Here is a 12,511-nt window from a genome sequence, read left to right as displayed (position 1 = left end):
GGGAACTTCGGCAAAGAGCGGGGAACGCGCATGAAGCCAACGGGACAAACTGAGTTCGCGGATACGAAAGAGGCTGTGCGCGCCGTTTCGATCAACGAAAATGACTTTCCTTTGATGCCAGCCCTATCCGCTGAATGTTGCGCTCTTGCCGTGATCGTGGGTGTTGAAGGCCCATCCTATCGCCGTTGCGGTGCTGCAATGGTGATCGATGCCTCTGGTCGCAGCTGGGGAAATCTTTCCTCCGGCTGCATCGACAAAAGTGTCGCGCTCAATGCGAAAAAGGCCATGGAAACCGGCAAAGCCATGCGCGTGCGTTACGGCAGCGGTTCGCCTTATTGGGATGTTCCTCTCCCATGTGGTGGAGCGCTCGATATTCAGATTTTTCCGTTTCCTGACAAACAGCTTTTGAGTGTCGTTGCAGCGCAACTCAAGGCACGAACGCCAGCCATGCTGAGCTTGGGGGAAGAAGGAACTTTGTCACTTAATCCGGCCGGCGTGGGCCTGCAATTAACAATCCTGCCGCAGATCAGGGTTTTGATTTTTGGGACAGGCATGGAAACAGTTTGTTTTGCCGAACTCGCGCTTGCTGCCGGTTGTCGGGTAGAATTGTTCTCGCCAGACCCGAACGTGCTGACGCGTTTTTCCTGGGCCTCGCCTCTTGTTACAAACAATTGGCCCGAGAATGTCGAAATAGACAACAGAACTGCCGTTGTAACGTTCTTTCACGATCATGATCGCGAGCCGATAATTTTATCTAAGGCACTCAGCAGCCTCGCATTTTTTGTCGGTTCGCAGGGCAGCAGACGCGCCCATGTGAAACGATGCGAAACGCTCGGCGCTCATAATTGTTTGCCAGAGCATATCGAAAAGCTGCGTTTTCCCCTCGGGCTTATTCCATCGACTCGTGATCCCCATACGCTAGGCGTATCGGTGCTTGCGCATATATTGCAAAATGCGACGGATGGTACGTTTTCAGGCATGCATGCAGAAGACGCGCAATGAGAGGGGCTGCAAAAATTGCAATACTTGTTTTGGCTGCTGGCAAATCCCGGCGGTTTGGCGCCGGAAATAAACTTCTTTCGCGCTATAACGGAAAACCCTTAGCAGCCCATGTGGCAGCGTCCCTCCAGGGGCTGCCATTTAGTTTTGGTGTCATTGTTGCAAGCGATCCTTCGGTTGCAGGCCTATTCAGGCACACAGGTTTACGCCCTTTATTTCCCAAGAACTCATCAACGCAAAGCCAGAGCCTGAGGGCCGGGTTACAATACGTAAAAAGACGCGGAGCGAGCCATGCGCTTCTGTTGCTTGGCGACATGCCATATGTCCCCAGACAACACCTGAGAACAATGATGGCGAAGGCTGGACCTCATCCACTCATGTCTCATAACGGAAAGTCGTCGCTGCCGCCGGCCTTGATACCGCAACACCTGTTTGGAAAACTCCAGCACCTGCATGGAGATACCGGTGCAGGCGGAATTCTCATGCGCCACCCATCCACTGTGCGGCTCCCGTTAGATTCCAGACAAGCAGTTGATGTTGATACCAAAACGAAATGACGATGAAATCGCTGACTTCGAATGCATTTCAATCTTGTTGAAGCATCATTTTATCGATCCATGCTTCGCTCCAATAGGCACGCAACAGCAGGATGAAAAGCAACTATTCTGTAAACCGCCCCAAAAAACGGTAAACTGCTCCCGCACGAACATCGAATAAACGATTGAAAAGTAATGGCGATCCCGACTGGATTCGAACCAGTGACCTACGGCTTAGAAGGCCGGTGCTCTATCCAGCTGAGCTACGGGACCTCACCATCAGAACCCGGCCATAGCATGAAGCATGAGGCCGGGAAAAGCTGTTAATGCGTCCAAGGCTGGGCGCGATAGAAGCTGAAGTTATCCGAATAGGAAACCTTGCGGCGCTTCACTTCGTGCGGCTCGATCACGCGATAAGCAATGCCGTTACGGGTCGCGTATTCGATTGCGTCTTCACGGCTGTCAAATGACAGGCGAATCTGGCTCTTCATATCGCCGGATGATGTATAGCCCATCAGAGGCTCAACCTTGCGGGCGCTCTCCGGCTCATATTCCAGAAGCCAGTTTTCTGTTTTGGCTTTACCAGACTGCATTGCGGTCTTAGCTGGACGGTAAATACGTGCAACCATTTGAAGAACCTTGATCCAAATCTTTTGCTGACGCGCATATCAATGGCGACAATTTCATCAAGGCAATAGTTTACACATCACATCATGTCAACGCGATAAAGGCGCACGCCACAGCATCTGCCTGCGACATACTTCATCTTTGCAAACTGTCTTGAAGAAAATGGTCGGAGCGAGAGGATTCGAACCTCCGACCCCCTGATCCCAAATCAGGTGCGCTACCAGGCTGCGCTACGCTCCGTGCTTTGTAAGCGGCCCTTCCCTAGTTAATCGACAGAAATAAAGCAAGCGATAAAAAGTGCCTTTGCGAATTTTATTCACATTCATACGCTTATTGGCGTTTTTGGTTTAAACAAAAAGTCGGAACAAATCACCAGGCTGGGGCGTTTCAGTTGCATCTTCACATTTTCAGGAGTTTCAGAGTGAATCGCAACGGTCTTTATCTGGTTATAGGTGCTCTTATCGTCATCGTGGCCGGATTCGCGGTCTATACCTATCAGGAAGAAACGAAGCCTTCCGGTATAGAGATGAAAATCGGAGAAAATGGTGTCTCCATTCAGGAGAACTAATCCCTTAGTCTGAAATGCGCGTCTAATATCCACATTTGTCGGATACTTAATCGAGTTAAAAACATATAAATCGATTAAGATTTCAATCGCTTACCGTTTGTGATGCAACTATTTTTCGCGGTCCGTGTTAATTGGCTTGTCAAGTCAACAGAGGCTCGAAAATCGGGAGTATCGAAATGGATATGCAGAATTCAAATGCGCTTTACCGTCGTCACGAAAATGAATGGGCAGCATTTCGGGATGCCGTTCAGCAAAAAGAATTGCGCCAGAAACGCGACGAGCCCGCATCTGCTGACTCTTTTTCGGGAAGCACGTCGTCTCAACCGGAATAGTTGATCAGACTGTCTTTTAACAAACGCCGCGCAAGCGGCGTTTTTTATTGTCCACCAGCATCATGAAACCTTAAATTCAAGAAAATTGACTTGGGATTTCAAGCTGCTGCGCTACGTTCCTTTCATCTTCACCCCATAAGGATAGCGAAATGTCGGTACAAAAAGTAGCAATCGTCACCGCAGCCGGCAGCGGCATGGGTGCTGCATCTGCAAAGCGTCTTTCGCAGGATGGCTTTGCGGTCGCGATTTTATCATCTTCAGGCAAAGGCGAAGCACTTGCCAAAGAACTGGGCGGCATTGGCGTGACCGGCTCCAACCAGTCGGTGGATGATCTAAAGAAACTCGTCGATCTCGCAGTCGAAAAATGGGGCCGTATCGATACATTGGTCAACAGTGCCGGTCATGGCCCACGTGCGCCTATTCTCGATATTACCGATGAAGACTGGCACAAGGGTCTTGATACTTATTTCCTCAACGTCGTGCGCCCAAGCCGCCTTGTGGTGCCTTACATGCAAAAGCAGAAATCCGGCACGATCATCAATATATCCTCTGCATGGGCTTTCGAGCCAAGCTCGATGTTCCCGACTTCGGCGGTTTTTCGGGCAGGCCTTGCTTCTTTTACGAAGGTTTTTGCAGACACCTATGCAGCAGACAATATCCGCATGAACAATGTTCTGCCGGGCTGGATCGACAGCCTGCCTGCCACCGAAGAACGCCGCGACAGCGTGCCATTGCAGCGCTACGGAACCAGCGAAGAAATTGCTGCAACCGTTGCATTTCTTGCCTCTGAAGGTGCCGCTTATATCACGGGACAAAATCTGCGCGTTGATGGTGGCCTCACCCGCTCCGTTTAGGTTCGGCTTGTCCGCAGTAACCAAATGCGAAGGAAGACGAGCTAGTGTCTTCCTGTCGCGATTCGGACACCGTTACGAGCAGGACAGGGGACATAGAAATGGCACCACGCAAACGGAGTTCCCGCCCGACAAAACGCTCAAGTGGGCGTTCAGGCGGGCGCAAAACCAGTTCAGGCTCATCCGCACCAATATTGGCGCTCGGCGCAATATTGGGTCTGGGTGCTTTTAGTCTGTGGGCAACGGCACAACATAAAAGCCCACAAGCCGCCATTTCTGCGCTTTTCAAACAGAGTGCGCCAAAGACCGTCTCTTCTGCCCCTGCAAAGACAGAGACCCGACAGCCTACCGAAAGGGCAGTGATCGAGAAGAAAACGCAATCCAGAGATTATGCGGGCGCGGCTGGTCCTGTCCCTCGCCCTGCGGCACCCGTTGCGCCTGCACAGCCCAAACCTGTGCAGCAAGCCGCCATTCAAGCGCCTAAGCCGCCGATGCCAACGCAGAAGCTCGTCCCACCGCCCCCGGCCTCTGCACGTGCTTTGCCAATGCCGCCGCGCGGCACAAATGCAGCCGCACACTCGCCATCCGTGGTCTATGCAAAGACGAAGCTTATCATTCACAAAAATGCCTGGGATAAGTCGCCTTCAATCGGCACTGTGGATAAAGGGCGCGAAATGCGCTCCTATGGCAAAACAGGTAGATGGCACCGTGTTGTTGTGCCCTCGACCAATATGATTGGCTGGGTGCATGAAGAGCAGCTGCTCGGTGGCCGTAGCAAACCTGACAGCGCAGGGATGATCACCGGATCGGTTGCCAAAAAACCACAAGCGCCCGCCCCAGCGGTGCCCGTGGTGCAGAAGACACGCATTCAGCCGCCGATGGCCGTTGGACAGAAGAACTAAACTTTCTGCGCAGCTTTCGCCATGGCTGCGATTTGGGGATCACCCGGCAGATAGTTAAAACCAATTGCAAGCAATGATGCGGTATCGGCGACCATATCGCCGAACAGCTGTTCATAAAGCGTCTTCCTGCCGACCAACGTCAGCAAAATATTCATAAAAATGGCTGGCACCGGCAGCAATCGCGACGGACGCCCCATCGCGGCACGTGCTTTTGATACAAGCGCGCGTGTTGAACGTGGTTCCGGCTCGGCAAGATGGAATATCTGGCCCGAAACTGCATTTGAGGGTGCGCTGGCCAAAAACACCAAGGCGCGCGCCACATTTTCCAGTGAGACAAAACTTCTGCGATTGTTGGCAGCGCCCAATGGCAAAGGCAGGCCGCTGTCGCAAAGCCGCATCAAAGCGCGCAGATTGGCCTTCGCATCCGGTCCATAGACAAGCACAGGACGCGCAATCACCACTTCGATACCACGCATGGCAAGCAGAGCAATTTCGGCCTTGGCTTTGGCACGTCCATAATCGTCACGCGGGGCAAGCGGCATATCCGGCGTAAGCGGCGATGGGTTTTGTGCAATCGTGTAGATCGTCGAGACAAAAATGAAGCGACGCACACCGGCCTGTCGGGCTTTTTCGGCAAGTTCAACTGCCAGGCGATGATTAACGGCATCAAAGGCCTCTGCCTGTGGCCTGCCCGCCCCTGTGCGATGCGCAAGGGCAGCACAATGAATAACCGTATCCACGCCATAGAAGTCGGGGTTTGAAAGGTCATTGCGAGACAGAGCAAGGCTTGCATGGCCTTCTTGCGCCAAATGTCCAAGAACAGCGCTTCCGATAAATCCATTGGCTCCGGTGACGGCGATCTTCATTCATCACCGTGACCGCTATCCGACAAAACCTGTGCGGCCAACGTGCGGGTTATGCGGGTTTTTTGTTCAAGTGCCACGCGATCAAGGCGATCAACAATCTGGATTGCCGACAAAAGTGAGCGCTCGATCCGGCTGACCAGATAGCTCACCACATGCGGCTCGACGCTGATTTGGCGGTCGGCGAACAGTTTATGGATGACGCCGCCAAGCAGCATATCGTCCGGCTCTGAAATCTCCACGACTGTTGCAGCCTTCAGTCGCGATGCAAGATCGGGGAGCTTGACGTTCCAGTTGGCAGGTAGAAGACGCGACGTCATCAAAAGCGACGGCCCCGGTCCGAGGGCGGCGTTCTGCCGGACGCTGTTTATGAGATGAAACAGACCTGTTTCGTCAAAAGCCGCTCCACCGATATTGTCGATCAAAACCGGATATTCTGCCGCCCCCGTCACCACATCATCGCTGATGGCTTTCGGATCGGCCAATAATGCATCTGTTGCCGCACGCCAGACTTCTGCCAGATGCGTTTTGCCCGCACCTGTCGGCCCTGCAAGGATCACCACCGGCGCAACCCAGTTCGGCCAGCGATCAATCAGATCCACCGCAGCACGGTTCGACCCCGTGACGATAATATCTTCGCGGTGATAGCCGGGTTGATGCACGAGATCGAGCGGAATTTGACGCGGGGCGTCACTCATCGCTTTCTCCTGTGCTTTCAACCGGGTTACAGTTCGATTTCATTTTTCCTTGCCTGCATTCTCGCCAGCTTCGATCAACAACCCTTTATCGGAATGCGAACGCTTAAACGCCGGGTCGTACATCGGAGAATGGAGATAGCGATTCAGCGCAAATCGCACAAGCACCCCGACTGCCGCCGCAGCAGGCACGGCAACCAGCATTCCGGTGAAGCCAAACAGGGAACCGAAGGCGAACAGAGCAAACATCAGCCAGACCGGATGAAGCCCGACCGATGAGCCAACAAGCTTGGGCTGGAGGATATTTCCTTCCACGAACTGGCCCAGGAAAAACACCCCTGCAACAACCACAATCGCAATCCAGTCCGGCCAGAACTGCACCAGCGCAACACCGATGGCGAGCGCCAGTCCGATAAAGGATCCGATATAGGGGATAAAGCTTATAACGCCGGCGAAAAAGCCGATCAGCAGGCCAAAATTAAGACCTGCGAGTGTCAGGCCGATGGCATAATAAGTGCCGAGGATGAGGCACAAAGTACCCTGCCCACGCACAAAGCCTGCAACCGCCTTATCCATGTCACGCGCGATACTGCGAACCGTATAAAGCTGTCTGCGCGGCACCCATGAATCGATACGATCAACCATGCGATCCCAGTCGAGCAGCATGTAGAACGCAACCACGGGCGTGACGATGAAAAGGCCTGCAATATCGATCAGAGATTTCCCCGAATTCCACAGGGATTGCAGCAAAGTGGAAAGAAAACCAGCCCCTTGCTGGAGCAGCGAGCTGAGATTCTCCTGAATGACTGAGCTGTCGATGCCAATATAACGCTTGAGCCACTGGGAATTTTCATTCGCCATCAATGCCTGAAGCTGCGAAATGTAATCGGGTAGTTTGCCGATCAAATCCACGAGCTGCGTAGCCAAAATCGGAATGATGATCATCAGCCCGACCACAAGTATGATCAGAAAAACGAGCAGGATGAAAATGGTTGCGGCCAGCCGCGACAATCCCAACTTCTCCAGCCGGTCCGCAACCGGATCAAGGAAGTAAGCCAAAGCCATACCGGCCACAAATGGCAGCAGAACCGGGCTGAACACGACCAAAAACAGGATGAACACCAATATGGCACATGTCCAGAACATGGCCTGACGACGCACGACCGAACCGGTGAAGCCACCGACTTCGACATTGACGTGAATGTCGCCATCACGCGCCACAGCATCCGATTGCTGTATGGTTTTGCTCGTGGCATCGGTCACGGGCGCTGGTTTCTTGGCCATATTCATCCATTCTCTGAAAAGGCAGGTTGTGAGCTTGTCCGATAAATAGTCATATTACTATTGTTATAAGCACTGGGCGAGGATGATAGTTAGTCCAACGCAGAAAGATTGCAATGGATGTGCGCGGTGCAAGTTTGAACGTGGCTGGCAACCCACAAGGTCGTGATTTTCCGCAGATTCCTGCGTTGTTTTGTGCTTTTCCGGCTCTGCGGCCTTGCAGGACAGGCAATCTCATGTCATTGCGCGCTTAATTATTCCCGCCCAATCTCCAGGAGCAGGTCATGACCGTTGAAAATAACCCCGCCCAAAAAAATGGACTGACCTATGCGGAGGCTGGCGTCGATATTGATGCGGGCAATCTGATGGTCGACAAGATCAAGCCACTTGTGCGCTCGACACGCCGTCCCGGCGCTGATGGGGAAATTGGCGGCTTCGGCGGCCTGTTCGATCTCAAGGCCGCAGGCTTTACCGATCCAGTGCTGGTCGCAGCCAATGACGGTGTTGGCACCAAGCTGAAAATTGCAATCGATGCAGACAAGCATGACACCGTTGGCATTGACCTTGTTGCCATGTGCGTGAACGATCTTGTCGTACAGGGCGCAGAGCCGCTGTTCTTTCTCGATTATTTCGCGACCGGCAAGCTGTCGCCTGATCAGGGTGTCGCCATTGTCTCCGGCATTGCAGAAGGCTGCCTTCAGGCTGGCTGTGCGCTGATCGGTGGCGAGACCGCTGAAATGCCGGGAATGTATCGCGATGGCGATTATGATCTTGCTGGCTTTGCGGTTGGTGCCGCAGAACGCAATCGCCTGCTGCCGCGCGGCGATGTCTCCGAAGGCGATATTATTCTCGGCCTTTCGTCATCAGGCGTTCACTCCAACGGTTTCTCGCTGGTGCGCCGCATCGTTGAAATATCCGGTCTTGGCTGGAAATCGGATGCGCCGTTCAAGGAAGGCGCAACGCTTGGTGAAGCCCTGCTGGAGCCAACCCGCATTTATGTAAAGCCTCTGCTTGCAGCAATCAAAGCGTCGGATGGCATCAAGGCATTGGCGCATATCACAGGCGGTGGTTTTCCGGACAATATTCCGCGCGTTCTGCCAGATGGTCTTGCAGCCGAAATCAATCTTGATGCAATCGATGTTCCGGCCGTTTTCTCCTGGCTTGCCAAGACCGGCGGCGTCGAACCGCTCGAAATGCTGCGCACGTTTAACTGCGGCATCGGCATGATTGCTGTGGTCTCGCCCGACAAGGTGGAAGACGTGGTTGCCGCGCTCGCCAAGGAAGGCGAAAACGTTGTTACGCTCGGCCGCATGGTCAAGCGCGAAGGCGAAGGCGTTGTTTATCAGGGCACTTTGGCGCTATGACCCGCAAGCGGGTCGTCATTTTCATCTCGGGTGGCGGCTCCAATATGGAGGCGCTGATCCGCGCTGCTCAGGCACCCGATTTTCCGGCTGAAATTATCTCGGTCTTTTCCGACAAGCCTAATGCCGGCGGCCTTGCAAAAGCGCAAGCCGCAGGCATCGCGACGCAGGTGTTCTATCGCAAGGATTATGCTTCCAAGGAAGCGCATGAAGGCGCTATCCTTGAAGCGCTTGCAGCATTAAACCCGGACATTCTCTGCCTTGCAGGTTATATGCGGCTTCTCTCTGCAAAATTTATTGCGCCTTATGAGGGCCGTATCCTCAACATCCATCCTTCACTGCTGCCGCTTTTTGCGGGCCTGCACACGCATCAGCGTGCCCTTGACGCAGGGATGAAGCTTGCTGGCTGTACCGTGCATCTGGTGACGGAAGGCATGGATGAAGGTCCGATTCTGGCGCAGGCCGCAGTGCCGATTATTGATGGAGACACGGAAAGCACGCTTGCTGCCCGTGTGCTGAAGGCAGAGCACAAGGTCTACGCTTTGGCGCTCAAAAAGTTTGCCAGTGGTGACGTGGAAACGAGCCTGTCACAAGATGCAATGGTAATCAGCGCCTGACCGGCAATGCACAATGAAGCGCGACAAATTAATCACACCCCAATTTTTTCGTTAACAAAACTTTAATTCTCGCGAAAATGCCCTAATTCGGGTGCGTAAGGGAAGCTGCTTCGGCAACCCTATGAGAGTCGCATAAGCGTCTCTTTCAGTATGTGTTTATTAGAGGACAAAATCATGTCTCTCCGTTTTTCGACTTCATTCCTGTCAGCTATGGCCGTTGCTTCAGGCATCGCAATGACGGCCCCGGCACTTGCCGCTGACTTCGTGGCCGCTCCCGGCTCAGGCCGTACACAGCCGCGTTCGGAAGTTGGCACTTTGACTTGCGATATTTCCCCGGCAATTGGTGTGATCATTGGAAGCCAGCAGGACGTAAATTGCGTATTCAAGCCCGTTCGCGGCCGTGGTCCCATTGAGCATTACACAGGCAATATCACCAAAATTGGCGTTGATATTGGCTTTATCAATGGCGGCACGATGGCTTGGGCGGTGTGGGCTCCAACTGTTCGCCCAGAGGGCGCGCTCAAGGGCCGTTATGTTGGCGCATCGGCAAATGCCGCAATTGGCATCGGCGCAGGCACCAATATCCTGACCGGCGGCTCATGGAAAACCATCTCGTTGCAGCCTATCTCGCTTCAAGGGCAGAAGGGTCTCAATGCAGCTGTTGGCCTCTCGAAGCTTAAGCTGAACTACGCAGGCTAATCCGGTCTGATACAAGCAAAAACCGCGCTTAACTTAAATTAAGCGCGGTTTTTTTATTTTATGAAAGCTTTCTGATCCAGATTTTGGTGTCATGAACCGCAAGCCCGCCATATGGCGCAGCAGGCTCAGCACCGATCAGCGTATTGATCCCCTCACCGCGCTCGAAGGTCGAATTCGGGAAAATGCCCTCCGACACCACAACGCCGCGCTTTTGACCGGCACGCAGCACGGCATGAAGCACGACCTCGCCGCGATGATTGCCAATTTCAATCCGCTCACCATCCGCAATATCCAGTTGAGCCGCATCATCCGGGTGGATGAGAAGTTCCGGCCGGATTTCTTTGGCAAGAGAGGTGGGTGTTTCGGCAAACGTTGAATTGAGAAAATTATGAGCCGGCGATGTGGCCAGTCGGAACGGATGTTCATCATCGACTGCCTCAATCACATTCCAATAGTCCGGAAACTCTGGAATTGAATGATGCGGCCCTTGCAGCCCCATGACTTCAGGCGGCTTATTGGGTGCTGGGCTACCGGTCCAGTCCGGGCGGAAGCGGAACTTGCCATCCGGCCATTTGAAGCCTTTGATATAATGCGCTTCCTCAAAGGGTGGTTGCATATCGACAAAGCGCTTTTCCTTCAATTCATCGAAATGCGGAAGATCGCTGTTGGTGTTCATATTGTCGATTAATGTGCGTTCGTCGACGTTAAAGCCCGGCAGATGCGCAACGCCAAGTCGCTCCGCCAACCCATTGATAACAAAGACATTGGGGCGAGCCTCTGCAAGAGGTTCGATCAGTTTCGGCCCTAAGACCACGTGCTGCTGACCGCCGCCACGGTAAATATCGTCGTGTTCGAGAAAGGTCGTGGCAGGCAGAACAACATCGGCCATTTTGGCCGTATCCGTCATGAACTGCTCGTGCACTGCAACAAACAGGTCTTCACGCGCAAAGCCCTGACGCACCAGGCGCTGTTCAGGCGTCACATTCATCGGATTGGTGTTCTGGATCAGCATTGCCATCACAGGCGGACCGCCGTAGAGCGCTTCGCTGTCACTTGTGAGAATGCGCCCGATCTTCGACTGATCAAGGAAACGCAGGCTTTTATCCTGCATAGTGCTGCCTTCGATCTCACGCTTGTCCATCTTGAAGATGCCCGCATTGGAATGAAATGCGCCGCCGCCTTCATATTGGAAAGCACCAGTGACACAGGCAATCGATGCCGCCGCATGCATGTTAACCGCACCATTGCGCTGACGCGTAAAGCCGTAGCCAAGACGGAAATAGGTCCGTCTGGTCTTGCCCACCAGATGCGCGAAAGCCTCGATTTCCTCCACGCTTAAGCCGGTGATTTCAGCGGCCCATTCCGGTGTGCGGGTTGAAAGATGGGCCTCCAGCCCTTTTGGATCGTCGGTGTAGCGGTTGAGATAATCCCAGTCGGCAAGACCATCACGAAACAGCACATGCATAACCGCACAGGCAAAAGCGCCATCGGTGCCGGGTTTCAGCACGATGCCCATATCGGCCTGACGCACAGTCGCATTGGCGTAGATGTCGATGACCACGATCTTGGCACCGCGATCCTTGCGTGCCCGCACCGCATGGGTCATCACATTAACCTGTGTGGCGGCGGCATTGGTGCCCCAGATGACAACCACATCCGCCTTTGCCATCTCGCGCGGGTCTGGCCCCGTCAGGCTGCCGGTGCCAGCAAAGTAGCCGGTCCAAGCCATATTGGTGCAGAAACTGTCAAACTGGTTTGAATAGCGCTTGGCATAACGCAGACGATTGATGGAATCGCGCTGCACAAGCCCCATCGTACCCGCGTAATAATAAGGCCAGACGCTTTCACTGCCATATGTCTCTTCGGCTTTGAGAAAGCGCTCGGCGATCAGATCAAGGGCTGCTTCCCAAGATGTCTGTTTCCATTCGCCATCCCCCTTGCGGCCTGCACGAATAAGCGGATGTTTCAAGCGATCCGGGTGATGCACACGTTCAGCATAGCGCGCGACCTTGGCGCAGATCACGCCTGCGGTATAGCTATTGTCTTTTGCGCCGCGCACGCGGCCAATCGTTCGCTCATCCAGCAACTCAATATCGAGTGCGCATGTGGAGGGACAATCATGCGGACAAGCGGAATGTCCGATTTTGATATTCGTTTTGGGGGACGTCTGGCTCATAATG

At 53.7% G+C, this 12,511-nt stretch carries 14 protein-coding genes and 2 tRNA genes; 9 read left to right on the top strand and 7 right to left on the bottom strand.

The features are described from left to right. Positions 1 to 30: 30 nt before the first annotated feature. Together OPR82_RS04840 and OPR82_RS22755 are read left to right on the top strand one after the other, a co-directional pair. Positions 31 to 1,002: an XdhC family protein gene (locus tag OPR82_RS04840; RefSeq protein WP_265983340.1), complete on the top strand. Its 972-nt coding sequence runs from the start codon at positions 31 to 33 to the stop codon at positions 1,000 to 1,002. Further along, a complete protein-coding gene (locus OPR82_RS22755) occupies positions 999 to 1,556 on the top strand; it encodes a nucleotidyltransferase family protein (protein WP_396996903.1) in 558 nt (185 codons plus the stop codon). The genes OPR82_RS04840 and OPR82_RS22755 overlap by 4 nt, the downstream gene beginning before the upstream one ends. Before the next feature lie 175 nt (positions 1,557 to 1,731). On the opposite strand, the gene OPR82_RS04835 is transcribed toward OPR82_RS22755, so the two are convergent. The 3 genes from OPR82_RS04835 to OPR82_RS04825 form a co-directional block, all read right to left on the bottom strand. Next, a tRNA-Arg gene (locus OPR82_RS04835) sits at positions 1,732 to 1,808 on the bottom strand. A 50-nt stretch (positions 1,809 to 1,858) separates the two neighbouring features. Continuing rightward, positions 1,859 to 2,164: an ETC complex I subunit gene (locus OPR82_RS04830; protein WP_265983338.1), complete on the bottom strand. Its 306-nt coding sequence runs from the start codon at positions 2,162 to 2,164 to the stop codon at positions 1,859 to 1,861. Positions 2,165 to 2,325: 161 nt separating this feature from the next. Continuing rightward, positions 2,326 to 2,402 (bottom strand) — tRNA-Pro (locus OPR82_RS04825). Between the two features lie 181 nt (positions 2,403 to 2,583). Here OPR82_RS04825 and OPR82_RS04820 point away from each other — a divergent pair. The 4 genes from OPR82_RS04820 (at position 2,584) to OPR82_RS04805 (ending at position 4,815) form a co-directional block, all read left to right on the top strand. Then, positions 2,584 to 2,730 (top strand): hypothetical protein, encoded by a 147-nt coding sequence (locus OPR82_RS04820; RefSeq protein ID WP_265983337.1) that lies wholly within the window; start codon positions 2,584 to 2,586, stop codon positions 2,728 to 2,730. Between the two features lie 176 nt (positions 2,731 to 2,906). Beyond that, on the top strand, positions 2,907 to 3,062 hold the full coding sequence (locus tag OPR82_RS04815) for a hypothetical protein (protein WP_265983335.1): 156 nt from the start codon (positions 2,907 to 2,909) through the stop codon (positions 3,060 to 3,062). A gap of 149 nt (positions 3,063 to 3,211) precedes the next feature. Continuing rightward, entirely contained in the window at positions 3,212 to 3,916 is a 705-nt protein-coding gene (locus OPR82_RS04810) for an SDR family oxidoreductase (RefSeq protein WP_265983334.1), read from the top strand. A gap of 98 nt (positions 3,917 to 4,014) precedes the next feature. Continuing rightward, complete coding sequence (locus OPR82_RS04805) at positions 4,015 to 4,815, top strand: hypothetical protein (RefSeq protein WP_265983332.1); 801 nt, start codon at positions 4,015 to 4,017, stop codon at positions 4,813 to 4,815. On the opposite strand, the gene OPR82_RS04800 is transcribed toward OPR82_RS04805, so the two are convergent. The 3 genes from OPR82_RS04800 to OPR82_RS04790 are packed head-to-tail and all read right to left on the bottom strand — an operon-like array spanning position 4,812 to position 7,657. Next, a complete protein-coding gene (locus tag OPR82_RS04800; protein ID WP_265983331.1) occupies positions 4,812 to 5,681 on the bottom strand; it encodes an NAD-dependent epimerase/dehydratase family protein in 870 nt (289 codons plus the stop codon). The genes OPR82_RS04805 and OPR82_RS04800 overlap by 4 nt on opposite strands. Continuing rightward, positions 5,678 to 6,376, bottom strand: a complete 699-nt coding sequence (hdaA, locus tag OPR82_RS04795; protein ID WP_265983329.1) for a DnaA regulatory inactivator HdaA — start codon at positions 6,374 to 6,376, stop codon at positions 5,678 to 5,680. The genes OPR82_RS04800 and hdaA overlap by 4 nt, the downstream gene beginning before the upstream one ends. A gap of 39 nt (positions 6,377 to 6,415) precedes the next feature. Then, entirely contained in the window at positions 6,416 to 7,657 is a 1,242-nt protein-coding gene (locus tag OPR82_RS04790; protein WP_265983327.1) for an AI-2E family transporter, read from the bottom strand. Between the two features lie 281 nt (positions 7,658 to 7,938). Between OPR82_RS04790 and purM the strand changes: the two genes are divergently transcribed. The 3 genes from purM to OPR82_RS04775 all read left to right on the top strand — a co-directional run bounded on the left by purM (position 7,939) and on the right by OPR82_RS04775 (position 10,331). Continuing rightward, positions 7,939 to 9,018, top strand: coding sequence for a phosphoribosylformylglycinamidine cyclo-ligase (gene purM / locus OPR82_RS04785; RefSeq protein WP_265983325.1), 1,080 nt, complete (start codon positions 7,939 to 7,941; stop codon positions 9,016 to 9,018). Further along, the gene (gene purN, locus OPR82_RS04780; protein WP_265983323.1) at positions 9,015 to 9,632 is read left to right on the top strand and encodes a phosphoribosylglycinamide formyltransferase; all 618 of its coding nucleotides are present in this window, start codon (positions 9,015 to 9,017) and stop codon (positions 9,630 to 9,632) included. The genes purM and purN overlap by 4 nt, the downstream gene beginning before the upstream one ends. A 174-nt stretch (positions 9,633 to 9,806) precedes the next feature. Next, entirely contained in the window at positions 9,807 to 10,331 is a 525-nt protein-coding gene (locus tag OPR82_RS04775) for a DUF992 domain-containing protein (RefSeq protein WP_265983322.1), read from the top strand. 58 nt (positions 10,332 to 10,389) lie between these two features. Here the strand turns inward: OPR82_RS04775 and OPR82_RS04770 are convergent, their stop codons facing one another. Continuing rightward, entirely contained in the window at positions 10,390 to 12,507 is a 2,118-nt protein-coding gene (locus OPR82_RS04770; protein WP_265983320.1) for a molybdopterin oxidoreductase family protein, read from the bottom strand. Between the last annotated feature and the right edge of the window lie 4 nt (positions 12,508 to 12,511).

This window comes from Ochrobactrum chromiisoli (genome assembly GCF_026241335.1).
Taxonomy (GTDB): Bacteria; Pseudomonadota; Alphaproteobacteria; order Rhizobiales; family Rhizobiaceae; genus Brucella; species Brucella chromiisoli.
The sequence above is the reverse complement of the archived record's forward strand: the minus strand, read 5'-3'. Positions and strand labels throughout refer to the sequence as shown.

Excerpts from the sequence above, each read along its gene's own strand:
- OPR82_RS04770 (WP_265983320.1), bottom strand. The coding sequence starts at position 12,507 with ATGAGCCAGACGTCCCCCAAAACGAATATCAAAATCGGACATTCCGCT.
- OPR82_RS04800 (WP_265983331.1), bottom strand. The coding sequence starts at position 5,681 with ATGAAGATCGCCGTCACCGGAGCCAATGGATTTATCGGAAGCGCTGTT.
- OPR82_RS04790 (WP_265983327.1), bottom strand. The coding sequence starts at position 7,657 with ATGGCCAAGAAACCAGCGCCCGTGACCGATGCCACGAGCAAAACCATA.
- OPR82_RS04810 (WP_265983334.1), top strand. The coding sequence starts at position 3,212 with ATGTCGGTACAAAAAGTAGCAATCGTCACCGCAGCCGGCAGCGGCATG.
- purN (WP_265983323.1), top strand. The coding sequence starts at position 9,015 with ATGACCCGCAAGCGGGTCGTCATTTTCATCTCGGGTGGCGGCTCCAAT.
- OPR82_RS04840 (WP_265983340.1), top strand. The coding sequence starts at position 31 with ATGAAGCCAACGGGACAAACTGAGTTCGCGGATACGAAAGAGGCTGTG.
- OPR82_RS04805 (WP_265983332.1), top strand. The coding sequence starts at position 4,015 with ATGGCACCACGCAAACGGAGTTCCCGCCCGACAAAACGCTCAAGTGGG.
- hdaA (WP_265983329.1), bottom strand. The coding sequence starts at position 6,376 with ATGAGTGACGCCCCGCGTCAAATTCCGCTCGATCTCGTGCATCAACCC.
- OPR82_RS22755 (WP_396996903.1), top strand. The coding sequence starts at position 999 with ATGAGAGGGGCTGCAAAAATTGCAATACTTGTTTTGGCTGCTGGCAAA.
- OPR82_RS04775 (WP_265983322.1), top strand. The coding sequence starts at position 9,807 with ATGTCTCTCCGTTTTTCGACTTCATTCCTGTCAGCTATGGCCGTTGCT.
- OPR82_RS04830 (WP_265983338.1), bottom strand. The coding sequence starts at position 2,164 with ATGGTTGCACGTATTTACCGTCCAGCTAAGACCGCAATGCAGTCTGGT.
- purM (WP_265983325.1), top strand. The coding sequence starts at position 7,939 with ATGACCGTTGAAAATAACCCCGCCCAAAAAAATGGACTGACCTATGCG.
- OPR82_RS04815 (WP_265983335.1), top strand. The coding sequence starts at position 2,907 with ATGGATATGCAGAATTCAAATGCGCTTTACCGTCGTCACGAAAATGAA.